A 20863-nucleotide genomic window follows, 5' to 3' on the forward strand; every position below is an offset into this window, starting at 1 on the left:
ACGGAGAACGCCATGGACATGCGCGCGAAGAAGCAGAAGCTGGTGCTCGTCGGCAACGGAATGGCCGGTGTGCGCACGCTCGAAGAGCTGATCAAGATCGACCCGGACCTCTACGACATCACGGTCTTCGGTGCCGAGCCTCATCCCAACTACAACCGCATCCTGCTGTCGCCGGTGCTGGCGGGCGAGCAGACCATCGACGAGATCGTTCTCAACCCCTGGTCGTGGTACGAGGAGAACCACATCACCGTGCACGCTGGCCGCAGGGTGGTCGAAGTCGATCGGGTCAAGCGCATCGTGCGCGCCGACGATGGCACCGAGGCGCCGTATGACCGCCTGCTGCTGTGCACCGGCTCCGACCCCTTCATGCTGCCGGTGCCGGGCAAGGACCTCGAGGGCGTGATCGCCTACCGGGACATCGCCGACACGCAGGCCATGATCGACACCGCCAAGACGCACAGGCATGCGGTCGTGATCGGCGGCGGCCTGCTGGGGCTGGAAGCCGCCAACGGCCTGATGCTGCGCGGCATGCAGGTGACGGTGGTGCACGTCAACGCCTGGCTGATGGAGCGCCAGCTCGACGACGTGGCCGGCGGCCTGCTGCGCAAGTCGCTCGAAGACCGCGGGCTGAGGTTCCGTCTGAGCGCGCACACGCAGGAACTGGTGGGCAACGCGGCCGGCCGGGTGAGCGCGATCCGCTTCAAGGACGGCACCGAAGAGCCTGCCGACCTGGTCGTGATGGCCGTGGGCATCCGCCCCAACGTCAAGCTGGCCGAATCGATGCGCCTGCACTGCAACCGCGGCATCGTCGTCACCGACACGCTGCAGACGGTGACCGACGCACGCATCTACGCGGTCGGCGAATGCGCGGCCCACCGCGGCATCGCCTATGGGCTGGTGGCGCCGCTGTTCGAACAGGCGCGCGTGGCGGCCAACCACCTGGCCGAGATGGGCTACAGCCGCTACCTCGGCTCGCTCACCTCGACCAAGCTGAAGGTGACCGGCATCGACCTCTTCAGCGCCGGCGACTTCATGGGCGGCGAAGGCACCGAGGAGATCGTGATGAGCGACCCCTTCGGCGGCGTCTACAAGAAGCTGGTGATCAAGGACGACAAGCTGATCGGCGCCTGCCTTTACGGCGACACGGTCGACGGCAGCTGGTACTTCAAGCTGCTGCGCGACGGCCGCAGCGTGCACGACATCCGCGACAAGCTGATGTTCGGCGAGTCGAACATCGGCGACACCGGCCACGAGGGCCACCACAGCGCTGCGGCCATGCCCGACGAGGCCGAGGTCTGCGGCTGCAACGGCGTGAACAAGGGCACCATCTGCAAGGCGATCAAGGACAAGGGCCTGTTCACGCTGGACGAGGTGAAGAAGCACACCAAGGCGAGCGCGAGCTGCGGCTCGTGCACCGGGCTGGTCGAGCAGATCCTCATGTTCACCGCCGGCGGCGACTATTCGGCCACGCCGAAGAAGAAGGCCATCTGCGGCTGCACCGACGCCAACCACCAGGATGTGCGCGAGGCGATCCGCACCCAGAAGTACCTGACGCACGACGCCGTCTACCACGGCCTCGGCTGGCGCACGCCCAATGGCTGCGCGACCTGCCGTCCCGCCATCAACTACTACCTGATCAGCACCTGGCCGAAGGAAGCGAAGGACGATCCGCAGAGCCGCTTCGTCAACGAGCGCAGCCACGCGAACATCCAGAAGGACGGCACCTACTCGGTGGTGCCGCGCATGTGGGGCGGCCACACGACGCCGGACGAACTGCGCCGCATCGCCGACGCCGTCGACAAGTACCAGATCCCGACCGTCAAGGTGACGGGTGGGCAGCGCATCGATCTGCTCGGCGTGAAGAAGGAAGACCTGCAGGCCGTGTGGAAGGACATCGGCATGCCGAGCGGCTTCGCCTACGGCAAGTCGCTGCGCACGGTGAAGACCTGCGTGGGCAGCGAATGGTGCCGCTTCGGCACGCAGGACAGCACCCAGATGGGCAAGGACCTGGAGCGCGCGCTGTGGGCGATGTACTCGCCGCACAAGGTGAAGCTGGCCGTCTCCGGCTGCCCGCGCAACTGCGCCGAGGCCGGCATCAAGGACGTCGGCGTGATCGGGGTCGACTCCGGCTGGGAGCTGTACGTCGGCGGCAACGGCGGCATCAAGACCGAGGTGGCGCAATTCCTCGTGAAGGTGAAGACGGCGCAGGAGGTGCTGGAATACACCGGCGCCTTCCTCGAGCTCTACCGCACCGAGGGCTGGTACCTCGAGCGCACGGTGCATTACATCGGCCGCGTCGGGCTGGACTATGTGAAGAAGCGCATCCTGCAGGACGAGGCTGGTCGCAAGGCGCTGTGGGAGCGGCTGCAGTTCGCGCTCGACGGCGAGCCCGACCCGTGGTTCGCCTCCGTCGAGGCCGCGGTCGACCTGCGGCAGTTCACGCCAGTGGCCGCGCTGACGCCCGAGGCGAAGGTGATTCCGATCACACCCCTGCCGCAGTCGGCCTGAACGGAGAGATGCGATGAACGACTGGACTCCCATCTGCCGCGTCGAAGACATCCCGGTGCTGGGCGCGCGCCGCATCGCGCGCGCCACCGGTGTCGCCGTCGCGGTGTTTCGCAGCAGCCAGAACGAGGTCTTCGCCCTGCTCGACCGTTGTCCGCACAAGGGCGGCCCGCTGTCGCAGGGCATCGTGTTCGGCAACAGCGTGGCCTGCCCGTTGCACAACTGGACCATCGGCCTGGACGACGGCTGCGCCCGCTCCCCCGACGAAGGCTGCGTACCGCGCTTCGCCTGTCGCGTCGAAGATGGACAGGTGATGCTGGATGCGCAGGAACTGGCGACCCACGCACTCGACCTCGAGGCGCCGCGCGCGGGGCCTGGCGCAGCCACCGCGGGTGCACTGGGCGACGAGAGCTTCGGGGTCCAGGCACCCCACGGCGCCTGAACGGCCGCGATGCAAGAGACGAAGTCCACCTGCCCCTACTGCGGCGTCGGCTGCGGCGTGATCATCGAATCCGAGGGCCCGCAGATCACCGGCGTGCGCGGCGACCCCGACCACCCGGCCAACTTCGGCAGGCTCTGCACCAAGGGCTCGACGCTGCACCTCACCGCCACGGCGCAGGTGACGATGCAGACGCGCCTGCTGCAGCCGATGCGACGTGCCGAACGCGGCGCCGCGCCTGTCGCCGTCGGCTGGAACGAGGCGCTCGACACGGCGACGGACACCTTCGCGCAGGTCATCAGCGACCACGGCCCCGATGCGGTGGGCTTCTACATCTCGGGCCAGCTGCTGACCGAGGACTACTACGTCTTCAACAAGCTGGCCAAGGGCCTGATCGGCACCAACAACATCGACACCAACTCGCGCTTGTGCATGAGCAGCGCCGTGGCCGGCTACAAGAAGACGCTGGGCGCCGATGCGCCACCGGCCTGCTACGACGACTTCAACGATGCGCAGTGCCTGTTCATCGTCGGCAGCAACACCGCCTGGGCGCACCCGATCCTGTTCCGGCGCATCGAGGATGCGAAGCGGGCCAACCCGGCGATGAAGATCGTGGTGGTCGACCCGCGCCGCACCGACACCTGCGAGATCGCCGACCTGCACCTCGCCATCCAGCCCGGCACCGACGTCATGCTGTTCCACGGCCTGCTGCATCTGATGCTGTGGGAAGGCTGGACGAAGCCCGACTACATCGCGGCGCACACCGCCGGCTTCGACGCATTGAAGGCCACGGTGCGCGACTGCACGCCCGACCGCGTCGCGCAGGTCTGCGGCATCGACACCGGCGATCTGCTGGAAGCCGCCCGACTCTTCGCCACCTCGGCCGCCACGCTGAGCCTCTACTGCCAGGGGCTCAACCAGTCGTCGTCGGGCACGGCCAAGAACGCTTCGCTGATCAACCTGCACCTGGCGACGGCACAGATCGGCCGGCCGGGTGCCGGCCCCTTTTCGCTGACGGGCCAGCCCAATGCGATGGGTGGCCGCGAGGTCGGCGGCATGGCCAACCTGCTGGGCGCGCACCGCGACCTGGCGAACCCAGCGCACCGCGCCGAGGTGGCGGCGCTGTGGCAGCTGGGCGAAGGACACGGCGTGCCCGCCACACCGGGCAAGACCGCCATCGAGATGTTCCAGGCGGCGGCCGATGGCGAGATCCGCGCACTGTGGATCGCCTGCACCAACCCGGCCCAGTCGATGCCCGACCAGGCGACGGTGCGCCAGGCGCTGGCGCGCTGCGACTTCGTGGTGGTGCAGGAGGCCTTCGCGACCACCGCGACCTGCGCCTATGCCGACCTGCTGCTGCCGGCAACGACCTGGGGCGAAAAGGTCGGCACGGTGACGAACAGCGAGCGGCGCATCTCGCGGGTGCGTGCGGCGGTGCCGGCACCGGGTGCGGCGCGGCACGACTGGTCGGCCGTGACCGACTTCGCGCAACGCCTGGAGGGCCGGCTGCCGGCGCGCAGCGCGGCACCGCTCTTCCCCTACCCGCTCGACACGGCGGCCGGTGCCGAAGCCATCTGGAACGAGCACCGCGAGAGCACGCGTGGCCGCGACCTCGACATCACCGGCCTGAGCTGGGCGACGCTCGACGCGCACGGGCCGCAGCAGTGGCCTTGTGCTGCGGGCGCTGCGGGCTCCACTGAAGGCCTTGACAGCGGCAGCCCGCTCGGCAAGGCGCGCCTGTACGAAGACGGCGTGTTCCCCACGCCCGACGGCCGGGCCCGCTTCTTCAACGCCGCCTACCAGCCGGTCGCCGAGCCTCGCGATGCGCGCTTCCCTTTCTCGCTCAACACCGGCCGCCTGCGCGACCAGTGGCACGGCATGAGCCGCACCGGCACGCTCGGCCGCCTGTTCGGCCATGTGCCCGAGCCGGTGGTGCAGATGCATCCGCAGGACATGGCGCGGCGCCAGATCCGCGACGGCGACCTGGTCCACGTCACCTCCAAGCGTGGTTCCATCGTGCTGCCGGCGCAAGGCAGCACCGACCTGGGCCTGAGCCAGAGCTTCATCGCGATGCACTGGGGCGAGGAAGCGCTGAGCGGCCGGGCCAGCACCGGCCACCGGCTGGCGGGCGTCAACGCGCTGAGCACGCCGGCCTACTGCCCCGACTCGAAGCAGCCCGAACTCAAGCATGCGGCGGTCAAGATCCTCAAGGCCGAACTGCCATGGTCGCTGCTGGCAGTGGCCTGGCTCCCGGCCGACCGGGTGCTGGCCGCGCAGACCGCACTGCGCGCGCGGATGGAGCGCTTCGCCTTCGCCAGCTGTGTGCCTTTCGGCAGCGGCGGCGCGCTGCAGGGCGGCGCGGCCGAACGCAGCGGCCTGCTGTTCCGTGCGGCCGACCACGAGGCCGCGCCGGCGGAACTGCTGACCGAGATCGAGACGCTGCTCGGCCTGGCCGCGGCCGACACGCTGCGCTATGCGGACGCGCGCCACGGCCAGCGGCGTGCGGTGCGGCTGGTCCGCGCCGCGTCGGACCCGGGCGAAGCGCGGCTCGAAGCCTTTCTGCTGGCCGGCGACACCCGCGCCGAGGCCTGGATCAAGACGCTGCTGCAGGACCAGCTGCCGGCGCAGGCCTTCGGCCGCCAGCTGCTGCGCCCGGGGGCGACGGCGCCGGCGAGCATCCAGTCGCGCGGCAAGACCGTCTGCAGCTGCTTCGGCGTGACCGAAACCGCCATCCTCGCGCAGCTGCCGCAATGCACCGGCTCCGATCGCGAACGCCTGGGCGCGCTGCAGAGCGCGCTGAAATGCGGCACCAACTGCGGCTCCTGCCTGCCGGAGCTGCAGCGCATGCTGCATGCGACGCCGGCCGCAGCGCAGCCCGAGGCGGCCCTTCCATGAGCCCTTTGTGCGCCCACGGGCATAAGCGAAGCGACGTTCCGGCATAAGCCTTGCGGGACAATCCGAGTACCCATGGGAATCAGCCAGTACATCAAGGAAATCGGCCGCGGCGCGCGAGGCGCCAAGCCGCTCACGCGCGCGCAGTCGGCCGACCTGTTCGGCCAGGTGCTCGACGGCACCGTCACCGACCTGGAGATCGGCGGCTTCTGCCTGGCCATGCGCATCAAGGGCGAGACGCCCGAGGAGATGGCCGGCTTTCTCGACGCCACCCATGCGCGGCTCGACCTTTTTCCGGCCGGCGCGCGCGCGCTGGTCGTGCTGCCCAGCTACAACGGTGCGCGCAAGCTGCCGGTCCTGACGCCGCTGCTGGCGCTGCTGCTGGCACGCGAAGGCCTGCCGGTGCTGGTGCACGGCAGCGCGAGCGAGTCGAGCCGCGTGCTGGCTTCCAGCGTGCTGGCGGCACTCGACGTGCCGGCGCTCGCCGCCGTGCGGCCGGTGGCCAACGGCGAGGCGGCCTTCGCACCGACCGAGCTGCTGAACCCGGCCCTGAAGAAACTGCTCGACGTGCGCCGCGTGGTGGGCCTGCGCAATCCCGGCCATAGCGTGGTCAAGCTGATGCGCCCGAGCGCCGGCCCCTGCGTGGTGGTGGCCAGCTACACGCACCCGGCCTACGCCACGGTGATGGGCGAGACCTTCGCGCTCACCGGCACCACGGCGCTGCTGTCGCGCGGGCTCGAGGGCGAGGTCGTGTCCGACCCGCGCCGCACCGCGCAGATCGACGGCTACCTGCGCGGCGAGCGGCAGGAACTGCAGGCGCAGCAGGCCGGCACGCTGGCCGAGGTGCCGGGCCTGCCGGTGGAGATCGACATCGAATCGACGGTGCGCTACACGCGCCGCGTGCTGGCGGGCGAACTGCCCGTTCCCGAAGCGATCGCCACGCAGATCGCGTACATAAGACAACTGGCATCCCACGCATGAACGACCTCACCCATCACGGCCACCATGGCCGCTGCACGCTGGTCGGCGCCGGCCCCGGCGACCCGGAACTGCTCACGCTCAAGGCGGTCAAGGCCATCGGCGCCGCCACCGTGCTCTTCGTCGACGACCTGGTGAACGACGCCATCCTCGAACACGCCCGCCCCGGCGCGCGCATCGTGCACGTGGGCAAGCGCGGCGGCTGCAAGAGCACACCGCAGGCCTTCATCGAGAAGCTCATGATCACCGCGGTGCACGAAGGCGAGACGGTGGTCCGCCTCAAGGGCGGCGACCCCTTCATCTTCGGCCGCGGCGGCGAAGAGGTCGAGCACCTGCGCGAGGCCGGCATCGAGGTTGCCGTGGTGAACGGCATCACCGCCGGACTGGCGGCCGTGAGTTCGCTCGGTGTGCCGCTCACCCACCGCGACCACGCGCAGGGCGTCGTGTTCGTCACCGGCCACGCCAAGACCGGCGCCGGCGCCCAGCAGGACCCGACCGACTGGCGCGGGCTCGCCGGCATGGTGCACCACGCGCGGCTGACGCTGGTCATCTACATGGGCGTCGCGGGCGCGGCGCACATCCAGCGCGAGCTGCTGCAGGGCCTGCCCGCGAGCACGCCGGTCGCCGTGATCCAGCACGCCACGCTGCCGCACCAGCGGCAGATCGCCACCACGCTGGATCGCCTGTGCATCGACATGGCCGATGCCGGCCTCGGCAGCCCGGCGGTGATCGTGGTGGGCGACGTGCTGCGCGGCCTGGTGGCTGCCACCGCACCGCAGGCGCGGGACCGCTTCGGCACCTGACGCCGCAAGAGTGCGTTCGGCTCGGTCCGAACGAGGGACCCGCCCCCTACCCCCGGCAGTCAGGCCCCAGCTTCGCGCCGGAGCCGGTACAGCACCTGCCGACGCAGCGCATGGCCTGGCGGCACCAGCGGATGATCGAAGTCGTCTGCAGGGTCGGTCGACATGCCGAGCTTTTCCATCACCCGGCGTGAATTGCGGTTGCCGGGGACGGTGTTCGCGACGATCTCTTGCAGCCCGAGGCGCCCGAATCCGAAGCCGATGGCCGCACGCGCGGCCTCCGGCGCATAGCCCTGGCCCCAGAAGCGCCGTGCCAGGCGCCATCCGACCTCCACCGCCGGCGTGAAAGCTGCCTGGTACCCCACGCGCAACAGCCCGGCCGCGCCCATGAACTCGCCCGATGCGCGAGACTCGACGGCCCAGAAACAGAAGCCGTGCGCCGCGAGGTGCGCCTGCTGCCGGTCGATCCAGCCGTCGGCCGCCTCGGGCGACGCCAACGGGAGCAGGTAGGCCATGACCTCGGGATCGACGGACAGGGCGGCGAAAGGCGCGCGGTCGGCCTCCCGCCAGGGCCGCAGCAGCAGGCGATCTGTTTCGATGCCGTGGGGAACGTCGGCGTTGGTCGCCGGAGGTGCGGGTCCGGAACTGGCATGCATGGTCCGACGCCTCAATGCAGGTTCTGCGGCACCGCGTCTTTGGACGGTGCTGTGTCGAGACGCACGCCCAGCCCATGCCGTGGCAGCACGAAGGCCAGCGCGACGAGGCCCAGCGTGACCACCAGCATCACCAGGAAGGTGAACTGCAGCGAGCCGGCCAGCGCCGTGCGGATGCCGGCCTCGCCCGCCGTCGCGACGGCGCTGCCGTGCGCGCCCTGGAGCAGTTGTCGCAATTGCGCTTCGGAGATCATCGCGCCGCCGTTGGCACGGGTCAGGCCGACGTTGAAGATGGCGCCGAAGAAGGTGGCGCCCAGCGCGCTGCCGAGGTTGCGCGAGAAGATGTTGGAGGCCGTCGCGCTGCCCCGCTGCGACAGCTCGACCGCCTCCTGGATGAGGATCAGCGAACTGAGGCTGAGCAGGCCCATGCCCAGTCCGATCACGAAGGAGCCGACGCCGGCGAGCACCGGCGAGCTGTCGGGCCGCAGCATCGCGAAGGCCAGCGCACCGAGCGGGATCAGCGCCGACCCGACGAAGACCATGCGCCACAGGCCGACGCGATGGAAGATGCGCGACGCCAGGGTGGCGCCCAGCGGCCAGCCGAGCATCACCATCGTGAGCGCCAGCCCGGCCACCACCGAGGAGCGTTCGAGCACCACCAGCACGTACATCGGCAGGAAGGTCGTGATGCCGATCAGCGACATGCCGGTGAGCATGGACGCGCCGTTGAGCGTCGCGATGACCCGCGCGCTCCACAGGCGGAACGAGACCATCGGGTCCGCCGCGCGCCGCTCCTGCAGCACGAAGAGCACCGCCGCGACCCCGAAGCCGAGCGCCCAGGCCAACGCTGACCTGCTGTTGCCGATGCCGAACTCGGTGAGCGCGATCATCAGCGCTGCGATGCCGACGGTGAAGAGAAAGGCGCCGGCCAGGTCCAGTGAACTGCGGCGTGCCGACGGCGCCTCGCGCAGAAACAGCCAGAAACCAAGCGCCGCCAGCACGCCGATCGGAATGTTGATCCAGAAGATCCAGGCCCAGGAGAGCTTTTGCACGATCAGTGCGCCCAGCATCGGCCCGAGCACCGCGGCCACGGCCCACACGCTCGCCAGGTAGCCCTGCACCTTGCCGCGCTCGCGCACCGGGTACAGGTCGGCGACGATGGTCAGCGACACCGGCTGGATCGCGCCGGCACCGATGCCCTGGATGAGGCGGAAGGCAATCATGGCCGGCATCGACCAGGCGAAGCCCGCGAGCACCGAGCCGAGCAGGAAGATCGCGATGCCGACGAACATCACCGGCTTGCGGCCGTACAGGTCGGAGAGCTTGCCGAACACCACCGTCATCGCGGTCTGCGCGAGCAGGAAGGAGGCGAAGACCCAGCTGTAGAGATGCAGGCCACCGAGGGACGAGGCGATCTGCGGCATCACGGTGGAGACGATGGTGGCTTCGATCGCCACCATGGCCATGGACGCCATGATCGATGCGATGACCAGCGGCCGGTGGGTGGTTCGGGAAGAGGAGCTCATGGGGTGCCGCGCGGGGCCGGTCGCTGTCGTCGAAGTGGGGAATGCTACCGAGAAGTGCTCGGCTTCGCTGACGGCTGCACGGCAGCCCGCGGACTGGTCCCCGAGGCAGGCACTCTCTCCGGGCCTGATATAAGCTGGCGCATCTCTTCTCAGCTGCATGCCGCCCCCAAAATTGAACCTCGGAATTGCCGTAGAACTGGGTGTGCGACGCGAGTCCATGGGCCCGAGCGTTGACTGAACATCGAGTGGTCGTCATTGGAGGCTACGGTTTCTTCGGCCGTCGCCTGGTTGAACGCCTCGCGTTGCAACCTGATCTTCACGTGACCGTCGCGGGTCGCTCCCTCGCAGAGGGTCAAGCCTTGATCGGTCAACTCGGTCCCCCGTCGAAGGCACGCCTTGACGCCACCGAGTTGGACGTCACGTCTGCGAAGTTGCCACAACAGCTTGAACGACTTTCCCCCGGCACCGTCGTTCTCGCTTCCGGACCGTTTCAAGGGCACGACTACGGAGTTGCGCTGTCATGCATATCCGTCGGCGCGAACTACATCGATCTGGCCGATGCGCGCGCGTTCGTGGTCGGAATCGAAGCGTTCGACTCGCGCGCCAAGACAGCGGGCGTGTTCGTGAGCAGCGGGGCAAGCTCTGTCCCGGCCCTTTCCAGCGCGGCCGTCGACCATCTCGCGCGAGGCATGACGACCGTTCGCACCATCGACATCGGCATCAGTCCCGGCAACAGGACCGAGCGAGGCTTGTCGACCGTGAGGAGCATTCTCAGCTACTGCGGAAAGCCGATCCCCATGGATGGCAACACGCGAGCGATCGGTTGGAGTGGCTCTCGCCGGCACCGCTACCCAGCCCCGGTCGGAGGGCGATGGCTGTCGCCGTGCGATGTTCCGGACCTCGCATTGCTGCCAGGCCGATACGCCGGCGCGCCGCGCGTACAGTTTGGGGCCGGCCTCGAGCTCGCCTTCTTGCACTGGGGGATGAACGCCATGGCGTGGGCGGCGCACCGCGGGTTCGTCCGAGACTGGTCAACGCATGCGCGCTGGCTCAAAGCTGCCGCAGACATCTTCAAGGGCTGGGGGTCTGATGCGGGAGCCATGCACGTATCGGTGACTGGGGCCCTGCCCGACGGGGCCGAGGCATCGCGCACTTGGAGTTTGGTCGCCACGCAGGGCGACGGGCCCTACGTTCCGACGCTGGCGGCTGCTGCATTGGTTCGGAAGCTCAATGCAGGCGGCGTCCTGCCAGCTGGCGCAACGCCCTGCGTAGGCAGCCTGTCGCTTGAAGACTTCGTGGAAGAGGCGCGGGGCCTGAACATCCACATGGCGGAGGTCGTTGCGTGAAAACAGCGTCGATGTACGAACGCGCCATGGGCGAGAGTTTCGACCGTCTTCCGCCTGCGGTGCAGCGCTTTCACAGATTGGTCGGCGTGCAGGAGCTTCACGGCTGGGTCGACACCGATGCGCCTTCGACGCTGGCGGCAAGGCTCCTGGCGCTTTGCCTTGGCACACCTCTTCGGGCGACAAGCGGCCCCATTCGATTCGAACTCCAGGCGACACCGGAAGCCGAAACATGGACCCGACATTTCCCGAGCCAGACAATGACCTCCCACATGTGCCTTGACGCTCGTCAGGTCGTCGAGCAACTGGGCGCTGCTCGCTTGACCTTTAACCTGTGCGAGGCGGGGGGGCGGCTCGAAATGCGCCTGATGGGGCTTCAGTTTTGGGGCGTGCGATGCCCACGTTGGCTGCTCCCGACAGTCATTGCGGAGGAGACGGGCGACAGTGACCGGCTTCACTTTCGAGTCCAGGCATCGCTGCCCGGAATCGGTACGGTGGCAAGCTATTGCGGCCACTTGACCATCGGCGAGGCCGTAAGCCGCTGAATCGGCTCACAGCACCGGAAGCACCTTCGCAGGGTTCAGCAGATTCTTGGGGTCGAGCGTGCGCTTGATCTGCCACATGAGTTCGAGTTCGACCGGTGACTTGTACAGCTTGAGATCGTCGCGCTTGGCCACGCCGATGCCGTGCTCGGCAGAGACCGAGCCGGCCTGGCCGTGTGCCAGGCCGTCGACCGCGTGCGAGATGCGCGTGTAGTTCTCGGCCAGGAAGTCCGCCGCCGGGCGGTCCTTGGGGCGCAGCGGATTGAAGTGAACGTTGCCATCGCCCATGTGGCCGTAGATCACCATCCGCGTTGCGGGCTCGAGCGCCAGCACCACGGCGGATGCGTCCTCGATGAAGCCTGCGATCTTCGACAGCGGCACCGAGACGTCGCACTTGATGCTGCCACCCTCGCGCGTCTGCGCATCCGAGATCTCCTCGCGGATGCGCCAGAAGCGTTGGATGTCGGCCAGACTCGACGCCACGGCCGCGTCGACCACCAGCCCTTCCTCCATGCCCGCTTCAAGCGTCTGCATCAGCAGCGCGTCGAGACCGTCGCCGTCGCTCGCGGCACTGAGTTCGATCAGCACCATCCAGTCGTGGCGTTCGGGCAGCGGCGAAGGCATGCCGCCCAGATAACCGAGCACGAGTTCCAGTGCCGGACCCGAGATGAGTTCGAAAGCCGAGACGGCCTGCGCGGCCAGGCGCTTGGCGGCAGTGAGCAGCGCGACCGCCGCTGCAGGACCGGTGACGGCGACCAGGGCCACGGCCGAGAACTTCGGCTGGGGCGCGAGCTTGAGCACCGCGGCCGTGATGACGCCCAGCGTGCCCTCGGAACCGATGAAGAGCTGCTTGAGGTCGTAGCCGGTATTGTCCTTGCGCAGGCCGCGCAGCGACGAATAGATGCGTCCGTCGGGCAGCACGGCCTCGATACCCAGCGTCAGGTCGCGCATGCTGCCATAGCGCAGCACCGCGGTGCCCCCCGCATTGGTGGAAAGATTGCCACCGATCTGGCACGAGCCTTCGGAGCCGATGCGCAGCGGGAACAGGCGCGCCGCCTCTTCCGCGGCCGCGCGCGCGGCCTGCAGCGTGACGCCCGCCTCGAGCGTCATCGTGTCGTTGACCGTGTCGACGGCCAGCACGCGGTTCATGCGCCGCAGGTTGAGCACCACGGCCGTGCCGTCGGCCTCGGGCACCGCACCGCCCATCAGCGAGGTGTTGCCGCCCTGCGGCACCACCGCCACATCGTTCGCATGGCACCAGGCCATGACCTGGCTGACCTCGTCGGTCGACGCGGGCAGCACCACCGCCGCGGCGCGGCCGTGGTAGAGCTTGCGGTAGTCGGTCACGAAGGGCTGAACGTCCGCGGGTTCGGTCAGGCAGCCCTTGGGACCGACGATGGCGCGCAAGGCATCCTGAATGGCTTCGGTTGAGGTCATGGGAGGCTTTCAGTACGCGGCGCGCGATGCCGGCGCGGGCACCTGCACGGCGTTGATGAAGTCGGCCGCGAGCTTGCGCGCCGCCGAGGCGAACAGCAGCACATCGACGCCGACTGCGACGAAGGTGCAGCCGAGTTCGAGATACCGGCGCGCGAGCTTCGAATCGGAGGTCAGCGTGCCCGCCGCCTTGCCCGCGGCGACGATGGTGCGCATCGCCTGCTCGATCGCGGCCTGCACCTCCGGATGGCCGGGGTTGCCGCGATGGCCCATCGACGCCGCCAGGTCGGCCGGCCCGATGAAGACGCCGTCGACCCCGTCGACCGCGCAGATCGCCTCGAGGTTCTGCAGCGCGGTCACCGTCTCGGCCTGCACCAGCACGCAGATCTCGTCGTCCGCGACGTTCAGGTAGTCGGTGCGCGCACTCCATTGCGACGCCCGGCCGACCGCGCTGCCCACGCCACGGATGCCTTGCGGCGGATAGCGCGTGGCACCCACCACCGCCCGTGCCTGCTCGGCCGTGTCGACCATCGGCACCAGCAGGTTCTTGGCGCCGATGTCGAGCAGCTGCTTGATCAGCGCGGTGTCGCCTTGCACCGCACGCACGACGGGCTGCGAGGGATGAGGCGCGACGGCCTGCAGCGTCGCGAGTGTCGAGCGCAGGTCGTTGGGCGCGTGCTCGCCGTCGATCAGGAGCCAGTCGAAGCGTGCGGTGGCGCTGACCTCCGCCAGGTACGGGTCGGCCATCGAGAGCCAGAGGCCGACCTGGGGCCGGCGTGCGGCCAAAGCGGCCTTGAATGCGTTGTGTGCGGGCATGGGTTCTTGATGAAGATGAAAGGGAGGATCAGTCCAGCTGGCCCTGGCACACGTACTTGGTGTGCAGATAGTCCTCGAGGCCGTGCACCGAGCCTTCGCGACCATAGCCCGAATCCTTGACGCCACCGAAGGGCGCTGCCTCGGCCGCAATCGCGCCTTCGTTGATGCCGACGATGCCGGTCTCGAGCGCGTCCGCGACGCGCCAGACGCGGCGCAGGTCCTGCGAATAGAAGTAGGCGGCGAGGCCGAAGGGCGTGTCGTTGGCTTGGGCAATGACGTCGGCCTCGTCGTGGAAGCGCGTGAGCGGCGCGACCGGGCCGAAGGTCTCTTCGCAGGCGCAGGCCATGGTGGCGTCGGCGTTGGTCAGCACCGTGGGCGCGAAGTAGTTCGGGCCCAGCGCGGGCAGGCGTACGCCGCCGGTCAGGATCCGCGCGCCGCGTGCGACCGCGTCCTGCACATGGCGTTCGATCTTCTCGACCGCGCGCGCGTTGATCATCGGCCCGATCTGCGAGCCGGCCTCGGTGGCCGGGCCCACCTGCAGTGCGGCGACCCGCGCCACCAGGCGTTCGGCGAAGGCGTCGTGCACCGCGTCGTGGACGAACACGCGGTTGGGACACACGCAGGTCTGGCCGCCGTTGCGGAACTTGGCGGCCATCAGGCCGTCGACCGCGGCATCGAGGTCGGCATCCTCGAACACGATGAAGGGCGCATTGCCCCCGAGCTCGAGCGACAGCTTCTTCAATGTGTCGGCCGAGCGCCGCGCCAGGTGCTTGCCGACGGGCGTCGAGCCGGTGAAGGTGATCTTGCGAACGCGCGCATCGTCCAGCCAGCTGTCGACCACCTCGGGCGTGCGTTCGCGCGAGGCGGTGACGATGTTGAGCACGCCGGGCGGCACGCCCGCCTCTTCGGCCAGCGCCACCAGCGCGAGCGAGGTCAGCGGCGTGTCCTCGGCCGGCTTGCACACCACGGTACAGCCCGCTGCGAGAGCGGGCGCGATCTTGCGCGCGATCATCGCGGCGGGGAAGTTCCAGGGCGTGATGGCGGCCACGATGCCCACCGGCTCCTTGAGCGCGAACATGCGCCGTCCCGGCACCGGTGCCGGGATCACGTCGCCGTTGCTGCGCGTGGCCTGCTCGGCGAACCACTCGATGTAGCCCGCCGCATAGGCGACCTCGCCCTTCCCCTCGGCCAGCGGCTTGCCCTGCTCGCGCGAAATCAGCCGGCCCAGGTCGTCCTGGTGCGCCATCACCAGGTCGTTCCAGCGCTTGATGATCTGTGCGCGCTGCTTCGCGGGCGTGCGGCGCCAGGCCGGGAAGGCCGCATGCGCGGCATCGGTGGCGGCGCGCGCTTCGTCGGCGCCGGAGTCCGGCACCTGCGCGATCAGCGCGCCGGTGGCGGGATCGGTCACATCGAGCGTGCGCCCGGTGGCCGGCAGCCACTGGCCACCGATGAAGTTGGCGTTGCGCTGGAGTTCGGGATGGGTGAGGGTCAGGGGCATGGGGGGTTCCAGAGAAAGGATGGGGCTTCAACTCACGATGCCGAGGTGCCACGGCACGAACTCGTGGTCGCCCAGCCCGAGCGCCTCGCTCTTGGTCGCCTCGCCCGAGGCATGGCGCAGGATCTGCTCGAAGATCTCGCGGCCGAGTTCGTGCACGCTCATCTCGCCGTCGATCACCACGCCGCAGTTGATGTCCATGTCCTCTTCGAGCCGTCGGTACATCGGCGTGTTGCTGGCGAGCTTGATGGTGGGCGCGGGCTTGCTGCCGAACATCGAGCCGCGCCCGGTGGTGAAGCAGATCAGCTGCGCACCGCTGGCGATCTGCCCGGTGGCCGCCACCGGGTCGTAGCCCGGCGAATCCATGAAGACGAAGCCGGCCTGCTCGATCGGCTCCGCATACTCGTACACCGCCTGCAGCGGTGTGGTGCCGCCCTTCATCGCCGAGCCCAGCGACTTCTCGAAGATGTTGGCCAGGCCCCCGGCCTGATTGCCGTGGCCGACCACGCCGTTGAACTGCGCGTTCTGGCCGGCGGCATAGCGCTCCCACCAAGCCAGCCGGTCGAGCAGCTTCTGGCCGACCTCGGGCGTGATGGCACGGCGCGTGAGCATGAACTCCACGCCGTGGATCTCGGGCGTCTCGGAGAGGATGGCGGTGCCGCCATGCTGCACCAGGATGTCCATCGCCGCGCCCAGCGCGGGGTTGGCCGAAATGGCGGAGAAGCCATCGGAGCCGCCGCATTCGAGGCCGATCTTCAGATGGCTCGCGCTCACCGGCTGGCGCTGCGCCGCATTGGCTTCTTCCAGCATGTCCTCGATGGCGCGGACACCGGCCTCGATGGTCACGCGCGTGCCGCCGACCTCCTGCATCACCAGCGTCCGCATCAGCCGGCCCTGCTTCAGGCCCTGCGAATCGACCAGCGAATCGACCTGGTTGCGCTCGCAGCCCAGGCCGACGATCAGCACGCCGGCCAGGTTGGGATGGCGTGCATAGCCGGCCAGCGTGCGCCGCAGCACGTCGAAGTGCTCGCTCGGCGAGGACATGCCGCAGCCGCTGGTCTGCGCGAAGGCGGCCACGCCGTCGATGTTGGGAAAGGCCGCGAGCCGCTCGGGCGTGAAGTGCGCGGCGATGCGCTTGATCACCGTCGACGAGCAGTTCACCGATGACAGGATGCCGATGAAGTTGCGTGTGCCGACGCGGCCGTCGGCGCGCACGAAGCCCATGAAGGTCGCGCGCTCGGCCTCGGGCACGTAGGCCACGGGCCGCACGTCCTGGCAGAAGCCCGGGTCGCGGTAGGTGTCGACCAGCGTGAGGTTGTGGCTGTGCACGTAGTCGCCGGCCTCCAGGTCGCGCGAGGCCACCCCGATTACGGTGTCGTACTTCTTGACCTCCGAGCCGGCCGCGATGGCGCGGGCGGCGATCTTGTGGCCGGCCGGCACCTGCGCGCGGGCGCGCACGTCGAATTCGGCAATGGTCTCGCCCAGGGCGATGGGGGTCCTGGCGACCAGAACGTTGTCGTTCGGGTGCAGGCGAAGAAGCGGGCTGTCGTTCATGGGGCTTGGGGCGAGAGCTTTGGGGCTGCGCGGCGAACAGGTCGCCAGCGCTTCAGCCCTTCTGCATCAGTTCCTTGAGATTGAGTTTCTTGATCAGTTCTGTTTCCTGGCGGTAGACGCTCTGCACGTACTTCTGATAGTCCGGGCCGTCCTGGTACATGACGGGGGCATCGATGCTCTCGGCCACCTTGCGGAACTCCTCGCTGTTCACCGCGACGCGGAAGGCATCGCGCAGGCGCTGCTCCACCGCGGGCGGCAGGCCGCGCGGTGCGCCGATGCCGTTGGGCGCCTCCACCACAACGTCGTAACCCAGCTCCTTGAGCGTGGGCGTGGACTTGAAGCGTGGCGTGCGCGACTCGCCCCAGGTCGCGAGCAGGCGCAGCTTGCCGCCTTCCACATGCGGTGCCCAGGAACTGCTGTCGGCCAGCAGTTCGACCTGGCCGCCCAGCACGTCCTGCAGGGCTGCAGCGCCGCCCTTGTAGGCAATGGCGTTGAATTTCACGCCGGCAGCCTGGGCGAACTGCTCCATGCCCACATGGGTCGCGCCGCCGATGCCGGCATGCGCGTAGGTGACGGTTCCCGGCTTGGCTTTGGCCTGCGCGACCACATCGGCCAGCGTCTTGAAGGGCGAGTCCGCGGGCACCGCGATGCCGAAGGTCTGGCCCGAGGTGCGCGTGAGGTAGGTCAGGTCCTTGAGCGGGTCCAGCTGCACGGTGCCGATCTGCGCGAAGCGCGTGACCGAAATCGGGATCTGGCCGACGGTGTAGCCATCGGGCCGGGCGCTGGCAAGCATCTTGGTGCCGATCATGCCGGAGGCGCCGGCGCGGTTCTCCAGCGCGATCGGCTGGCCCAGTTCACGCGCTGCGATCTGACAGATGGCGCGCATCGAGCGGTCGGCGGTGCCGCCTGCGGGCCAGGGGCAGATGAAGTTGATGGGACGGTCCGGGTAGTCCGCGGCGAAAGCGCGGCCGGTGGTGGTGGCCAGGGCGGCGGCGCTCAGGCCGCCCAGGAGGAAGTGGCGCCGCTGCGTGGGGCGAAGCAAGTTCATGTCTTGTCTCCAAGGAATCATTGTGGGGTCGAGCGACGGATTCTTTCGGAGACAATCATTGCAATCCAATGAAATAGCGGACTCTCTTCATGTCATTTAGGTTATGAAGCCGATTGCGCCCTCCCCGCCATGAGCCAGATCGATCGCGTTATTCGTTCCAATCTCAAGCTGCGGCACCTGCAGATGCTCGTCGCGCTGGACCAGTTCCGTCACCTGGGGCGCGCGGCGGAGTTCCTGTCGGTGACGCAGCCCGCGGTCTCCAAGACGCTGGCCGAGATCGAACGCATGTTCGGCCTGCAGCTGTTCGACCGTTCCACGCGCGGCACCGTACCCACGTCGTATGGCGACAGCGTGGTGCGCTTCGCGCGCTCGGTGCTTGCCGACTACGACCGCACACGCGACGAGATCGATGCCGTGGCCAGCGGTGCCGCGGGGCGCACCAGCCTCGGCGCGATGGTGGTCGCGATGCCCGTGCTGGTGGCGCGTGCCATCGAGCTGCTCAAGGGGCGTTCGTCGCAGACGACGGTGCTGGTGGAAGAAGGCGACCTCACGCGGCTGCTGCCCAAGCTGCGGCTGGGCGAGCTGGATCTGTTCGTCGGTCGGCTCGAGCCCGGCTACGCCGCGCCCGACCTCGTCCCCGAGGCGCTCTATACCGAACCGATGACGGTGGTGGTCGCGCCCGGGCATCCGTTGGCCGTGAAGCGCAAGCCGGGCTGGGCCGACCTCGCGGCCCTGCCCTGCGTGATGCCGCCGCCCTGGGCCTCGCTGCGCGTGAAGCTCGACCAGATGTTCTACCGCGAGGGACTGCACCCGCCGGTGGACATCGTGGAGTCCGCGTCCTTCCTCGCGCAGATCAGCTTCCTGCAGAAGCGCGGGGCCGCCGCCTTCATGTCGCGCACCGTGGGGCTGCATTTCCAGCGCCAGGGCCTGCTCAAGGTGCTGGCGCTCAAGGTGCCGATCGAGATCCCGCCCGTGGGCATCATCACGATGCGCGGTCGGCGCGCCACGCCGAGCACCGAGCAACTGGTGGACTGCCTGCGGCGCGCGGCCAATCAGAAGGCCTGAAGACGCCACGTCCTTCGCAGATGGCCGCAATCAGCCGATTCCCGACATCGTCGGACGCGGCGCACTCGACGGGAAACACGGACCGCGTGCCCGGCCCTCACTGCTTCACTGGCACTGCGTAGGTGAGCTCGGCAAACCCCGGTCCGACAAGCTTCACTGCCTTGAGCTGCAGGGGCGGCGACACGATGCGGCGGGGCAGCAGCGGCTTGCCCGAGCCCAGGGTGACCGAGCCGACTTGAACAATGATCTCGTCGAGCAACCCGGCGTCGTGGAACTGACCGACAAGATCGCCACCGCCAACGAGCCAGACGTTCTTGCCCTTCGCAGCCAGCGTCATGGCTTCGTGCACCGGCCTGACGTCACCTCGGACGAAGTGAAGGGCTGCAGAGGGCAAGTCAGGAAGTTCGCGGTGGCTGAACACCCAGGTGGGTTGCCGGTACGGCCATGCCGCGCCATCCTTCGTCCCTGGCTTGACGACGTGTCGCAGCATCCATTCGTAGGTCGACGAACCCATCGCGAGCGCACCCACACCCTGGATGAAACTCGGATAGCCGGTGTCGTTGATATCGCCGAGCGGGAACAGCCATTCCAGCGAATGGTCGTCTGTCGCGATGAAGCCATCCAGGCTGCACGCGGTGTAGTACTGGGTCTTCATACCGAGCGGTTCCGCTGGTCTGGCTTTCATCGGTTGCGGTCGCCGTCGCGCACGGATTCGATCGTGCCGTTGTAAATGCGAACGACCCCGAAGAACGCGCCTTGCCCCCGGTCGTAGGTCCACTCCTCCATGGGAACGCACTGGTTCGCCAGAATCGCACTGGGTCCCCCCGCACGATAGGGGGTAACGACCCAGCCCAGCTGCAGCATCGACACGCAGATGCTCTGGCGATACACCGGCTCGCCGCACTTCTGAAGCAGGGACACGGGCGAGTCCCCCTTGCCCACGAGCGAGCCGTTGCAGCCCATCGATTGAGAAGCTTCAACGGATGGAACAAAAAGGGCCATGGACGCCACCGCGAGCCCGCAGGTCCAGCGGCGAAGACGCAATGACGCAGGCCGGGTGTGAGCGCTTTTCTTCATGAGCAACCATCGAAGAGATCCGATGCGCCTCACTGTACTGCGTTCGACTCCAGACGCGTTGGGTGGTGCACACCCCCCACACGCGGCGTCATGCGGGATCTCCGGGGGTTGAAGGGCGCTGCCGCGCCGGATTGCCGACCACCGTCGCGCCGGCGGGCACGTCGCGCGTCACCACGCTGCCCGCGCCGATCAGCGCGTCGTCGCCGACGGTGACGCCTGGCAGCAGGATCGCGCCGCCACCGATCCAGACGTTGCGGCCGATGCGCACCGGCCGCCCGAATTCCAGCCCCGACGCGCGCTCCTCGGCCGAGCGCGGATGGTCGGCCGCGAGGATCTGCACGCCGGGGCCGATTTGCGTCTTGTCGCCGATGTGCACCGCGACCACGTCGAGGATCACGCAGTTGAAGTTGAGGAACACGCCCTCGCCGACGTGGATGTTGAAGCCGTAGTCGCAATGGAAGGGCGGGCGGATGACCGCGCCGCGGCCGACCGATGCGAAGCGTTGCAGCAAGAGACGGTGCCGCTCGGCCGAGGTGGCGCCGAGCGAGGCGTTGTAGCGCACCAGCCATTCGCGGGTCGCGGCCAGGTCGGCCTGCAACTCGGGGGCGCCGGCATCGTAGAGATCGCCGGCGAGCATCTTTTCTTTCTGCGAACGAAGGTCGATGGTCATCGACGCATTGTGGTGCGGCGGGCGCT

Annotated in this window: 18 protein-coding genes; 8 read left to right on the plus strand and 10 right to left on the minus strand. The window is 68.6% G+C overall.

Going from position 1 to position 20863, the window contains the following annotated elements:
- The first annotated feature begins 12 nt into the window (after positions 1 to 12).
- The 5 genes from nirB to cobA all read left to right on the plus strand — a co-directional run bounded on the left by nirB (position 13) and on the right by cobA (position 7617).
- Positions 13 to 2508, plus strand: a complete 2496-nt coding sequence (gene nirB / locus ACSFBE_RS05150; protein ID WP_435489298.1) for a nitrite reductase large subunit NirB — start codon at positions 13 to 15, stop codon at positions 2506 to 2508.
- Between the two features lie 13 nt (positions 2509 to 2521).
- Complete coding sequence (gene nirD, locus ACSFBE_RS05155) at positions 2522 to 2947, plus strand: nitrite reductase small subunit NirD (RefSeq protein WP_435489299.1); 426 nt, start codon at positions 2522 to 2524, stop codon at positions 2945 to 2947.
- 9 nt (positions 2948 to 2956) lie between these two features.
- The gene (locus tag ACSFBE_RS05160; RefSeq protein ID WP_435489300.1) at positions 2957 to 5839 is read left to right on the plus strand and encodes a nitrate reductase; all 2883 of its coding nucleotides are present in this window, start codon (positions 2957 to 2959) and stop codon (positions 5837 to 5839) included.
- Between the two features lie 72 nt (positions 5840 to 5911).
- On the plus strand, positions 5912 to 6817 hold the full coding sequence (ybiB, locus tag ACSFBE_RS05165; RefSeq protein WP_435489301.1) for a DNA-binding protein YbiB: 906 nt from the start codon (positions 5912 to 5914) through the stop codon (positions 6815 to 6817).
- On the plus strand, positions 6814 to 7617 hold the full coding sequence (gene cobA, locus ACSFBE_RS05170) for a uroporphyrinogen-III C-methyltransferase (RefSeq protein WP_435489302.1): 804 nt from the start codon (positions 6814 to 6816) through the stop codon (positions 7615 to 7617). The genes ybiB and cobA overlap by 4 nt, the downstream gene beginning before the upstream one ends.
- Before the next feature lie 59 nt (positions 7618 to 7676).
- On the opposite strand, the gene ACSFBE_RS05175 is transcribed toward cobA, so the two are convergent.
- Entirely contained in the window at positions 7677 to 8270 is a 594-nt protein-coding gene (locus ACSFBE_RS05175) for a GNAT family N-acetyltransferase (RefSeq protein WP_435489303.1), read from the minus strand.
- A gap of 11 nt (positions 8271 to 8281) precedes the next feature.
- Positions 8282 to 9793 (minus strand): MFS transporter, encoded by a 1512-nt coding sequence (locus ACSFBE_RS05180; RefSeq protein ID WP_435489304.1) that lies wholly within the window; start codon positions 9791 to 9793, stop codon positions 8282 to 8284.
- 245 nt (positions 9794 to 10038) lie between these two features.
- Between ACSFBE_RS05180 and ACSFBE_RS05185 the strand changes: the two genes are divergently transcribed.
- Entirely contained in the window at positions 10039 to 11139 is a 1101-nt protein-coding gene (locus ACSFBE_RS05185; protein ID WP_435489305.1) for a saccharopine dehydrogenase family protein, read from the plus strand.
- Between the two features lie 11 nt (positions 11140 to 11150).
- A complete protein-coding gene (locus ACSFBE_RS05190; protein ID WP_435489463.1) occupies positions 11151 to 11681 on the plus strand; it encodes a DUF4166 domain-containing protein in 531 nt (176 codons plus the stop codon).
- 6 nt (positions 11682 to 11687) lie between these two features.
- Here ACSFBE_RS05190 and ACSFBE_RS05195 read toward each other — a convergent pair whose 3' ends face one another.
- From ACSFBE_RS05195 to ACSFBE_RS05215, 5 genes are read right to left on the minus strand one after another with little or no spacing between them, the layout of a single operon-like run.
- Positions 11688 to 13115 (minus strand): FAD-binding oxidoreductase, encoded by a 1428-nt coding sequence (locus tag ACSFBE_RS05195; RefSeq protein ID WP_435489306.1) that lies wholly within the window; start codon positions 13113 to 13115, stop codon positions 11688 to 11690.
- A gap of 9 nt (positions 13116 to 13124) precedes the next feature.
- Positions 13125 to 13928, minus strand: coding sequence for a 4-hydroxy-2-oxoheptanedioate aldolase (hpaI, locus tag ACSFBE_RS05200; RefSeq protein WP_435489307.1), 804 nt, complete (start codon positions 13926 to 13928; stop codon positions 13125 to 13127).
- Between the two features lie 28 nt (positions 13929 to 13956).
- The gene (locus ACSFBE_RS05205) at positions 13957 to 15426 is read right to left on the minus strand and encodes an NAD-dependent succinate-semialdehyde dehydrogenase (RefSeq protein ID WP_435489308.1); all 1470 of its coding nucleotides are present in this window, start codon (positions 15424 to 15426) and stop codon (positions 13957 to 13959) included.
- 27 nt (positions 15427 to 15453) lie between these two features.
- Positions 15454 to 16977: a UxaA family hydrolase gene (locus ACSFBE_RS05210; RefSeq protein WP_435489309.1), complete on the minus strand. Its 1524-nt coding sequence runs from the start codon at positions 16975 to 16977 to the stop codon at positions 15454 to 15456.
- Between the two features lie 52 nt (positions 16978 to 17029).
- Positions 17030 to 18025 carry a Bug family tripartite tricarboxylate transporter substrate binding protein gene (locus ACSFBE_RS05215; protein WP_435489310.1) on the minus strand — a complete coding sequence of 332 codons (996 nt, stop codon included), beginning with the start codon at positions 18023 to 18025 and terminating at the stop codon, positions 17030 to 17032.
- A 129-nt stretch (positions 18026 to 18154) separates the two neighbouring features.
- On the opposite strand from ACSFBE_RS05215, the gene ACSFBE_RS05220 reads away from it, so the two are divergent.
- Complete coding sequence (locus ACSFBE_RS05220) at positions 18155 to 19090, plus strand: LysR substrate-binding domain-containing protein (protein ID WP_435489311.1); 936 nt, start codon at positions 18155 to 18157, stop codon at positions 19088 to 19090.
- A 97-nt stretch (positions 19091 to 19187) separates the two neighbouring features.
- On the opposite strand, the gene ACSFBE_RS05225 is transcribed toward ACSFBE_RS05220, so the two are convergent.
- The 3 genes from ACSFBE_RS05225 to ACSFBE_RS05235 form a co-directional block, all read right to left on the minus strand.
- Complete coding sequence (locus tag ACSFBE_RS05225; RefSeq protein WP_435489312.1) at positions 19188 to 19745, minus strand: dihydrofolate reductase family protein; 558 nt, start codon at positions 19743 to 19745, stop codon at positions 19188 to 19190.
- A gap of 26 nt (positions 19746 to 19771) precedes the next feature.
- Positions 19772 to 20167 carry a DUF2845 domain-containing protein gene (locus tag ACSFBE_RS05230; RefSeq protein ID WP_435489313.1) on the minus strand — a complete coding sequence of 132 codons (396 nt, stop codon included), beginning with the start codon at positions 20165 to 20167 and terminating at the stop codon, positions 19772 to 19774.
- Between the two features lie 88 nt (positions 20168 to 20255).
- Complete coding sequence (locus tag ACSFBE_RS05235; RefSeq protein ID WP_435489314.1) at positions 20256 to 20837, minus strand: sugar O-acetyltransferase; 582 nt, start codon at positions 20835 to 20837, stop codon at positions 20256 to 20258.
- Positions 20838 to 20863: the final 26 nt, after the last annotated feature.

Origin of the sequence: Variovorax sucrosi, assembly GCF_051216635.1 — a bacterium.
In the GTDB taxonomy this organism is placed as follows: domain Bacteria; phylum Pseudomonadota; class Gammaproteobacteria; order Burkholderiales; family Burkholderiaceae_C; genus Variovorax.

What these genes read in the sequence shown, in the direction of transcription:
- nirB (WP_435489298.1), top strand. Translation starts at nt 13, where the DNA reads ATGGACATGCGCGCGAAGAAGCAGAAGCTGGTGCTCGTCGGCAACGGA.
- nirD (WP_435489299.1), top strand. Translation starts at nt 2,522, where the DNA reads ATGAACGACTGGACTCCCATCTGCCGCGTCGAAGACATCCCGGTGCTG.
- ACSFBE_RS05160 (WP_435489300.1), top strand. Translation starts at nt 2,957, where the DNA reads ATGCAAGAGACGAAGTCCACCTGCCCCTACTGCGGCGTCGGCTGCGGC.
- ybiB (WP_435489301.1), top strand. Translation starts at nt 5,912, where the DNA reads ATGGGAATCAGCCAGTACATCAAGGAAATCGGCCGCGGCGCGCGAGGC.
- cobA (WP_435489302.1), top strand. Translation starts at nt 6,814, where the DNA reads ATGAACGACCTCACCCATCACGGCCACCATGGCCGCTGCACGCTGGTC.
- ACSFBE_RS05175 (WP_435489303.1), bottom strand. Translation starts at nt 8,270, where the DNA reads ATGCATGCCAGTTCCGGACCCGCACCTCCGGCGACCAACGCCGACGTT.
- ACSFBE_RS05180 (WP_435489304.1), bottom strand. Translation starts at nt 9,793, where the DNA reads ATGAGCTCCTCTTCCCGAACCACCCACCGGCCGCTGGTCATCGCATCG.
- ACSFBE_RS05190 (WP_435489463.1), top strand. Translation starts at nt 11,151, where the DNA reads ATGTACGAACGCGCCATGGGCGAGAGTTTCGACCGTCTTCCGCCTGCG.
- ACSFBE_RS05195 (WP_435489306.1), bottom strand. Translation starts at nt 13,115, where the DNA reads ATGACCTCAACCGAAGCCATTCAGGATGCCTTGCGCGCCATCGTCGGT.
- hpaI (WP_435489307.1), bottom strand. Translation starts at nt 13,928, where the DNA reads ATGCCCGCACACAACGCATTCAAGGCCGCTTTGGCCGCACGCCGGCCC.
- ACSFBE_RS05205 (WP_435489308.1), bottom strand. Translation starts at nt 15,426, where the DNA reads ATGCCCCTGACCCTCACCCATCCCGAACTCCAGCGCAACGCCAACTTC.
- ACSFBE_RS05210 (WP_435489309.1), bottom strand. Translation starts at nt 16,977, where the DNA reads ATGAACGACAGCCCGCTTCTTCGCCTGCACCCGAACGACAACGTTCTG.
- ACSFBE_RS05215 (WP_435489310.1), bottom strand. Translation starts at nt 18,025, where the DNA reads ATGAACTTGCTTCGCCCCACGCAGCGGCGCCACTTCCTCCTGGGCGGC.
- ACSFBE_RS05220 (WP_435489311.1), top strand. Translation starts at nt 18,155, where the DNA reads ATGAGCCAGATCGATCGCGTTATTCGTTCCAATCTCAAGCTGCGGCAC.
- ACSFBE_RS05225 (WP_435489312.1), bottom strand. Translation starts at nt 19,745, where the DNA reads ATGAAGACCCAGTACTACACCGCGTGCAGCCTGGATGGCTTCATCGCG.
- ACSFBE_RS05230 (WP_435489313.1), bottom strand. Translation starts at nt 20,167, where the DNA reads ATGAAGAAAAGCGCTCACACCCGGCCTGCGTCATTGCGTCTTCGCCGC.
- ACSFBE_RS05235 (WP_435489314.1), bottom strand. Translation starts at nt 20,837, where the DNA reads ATGACCATCGACCTTCGTTCGCAGAAAGAAAAGATGCTCGCCGGCGAT.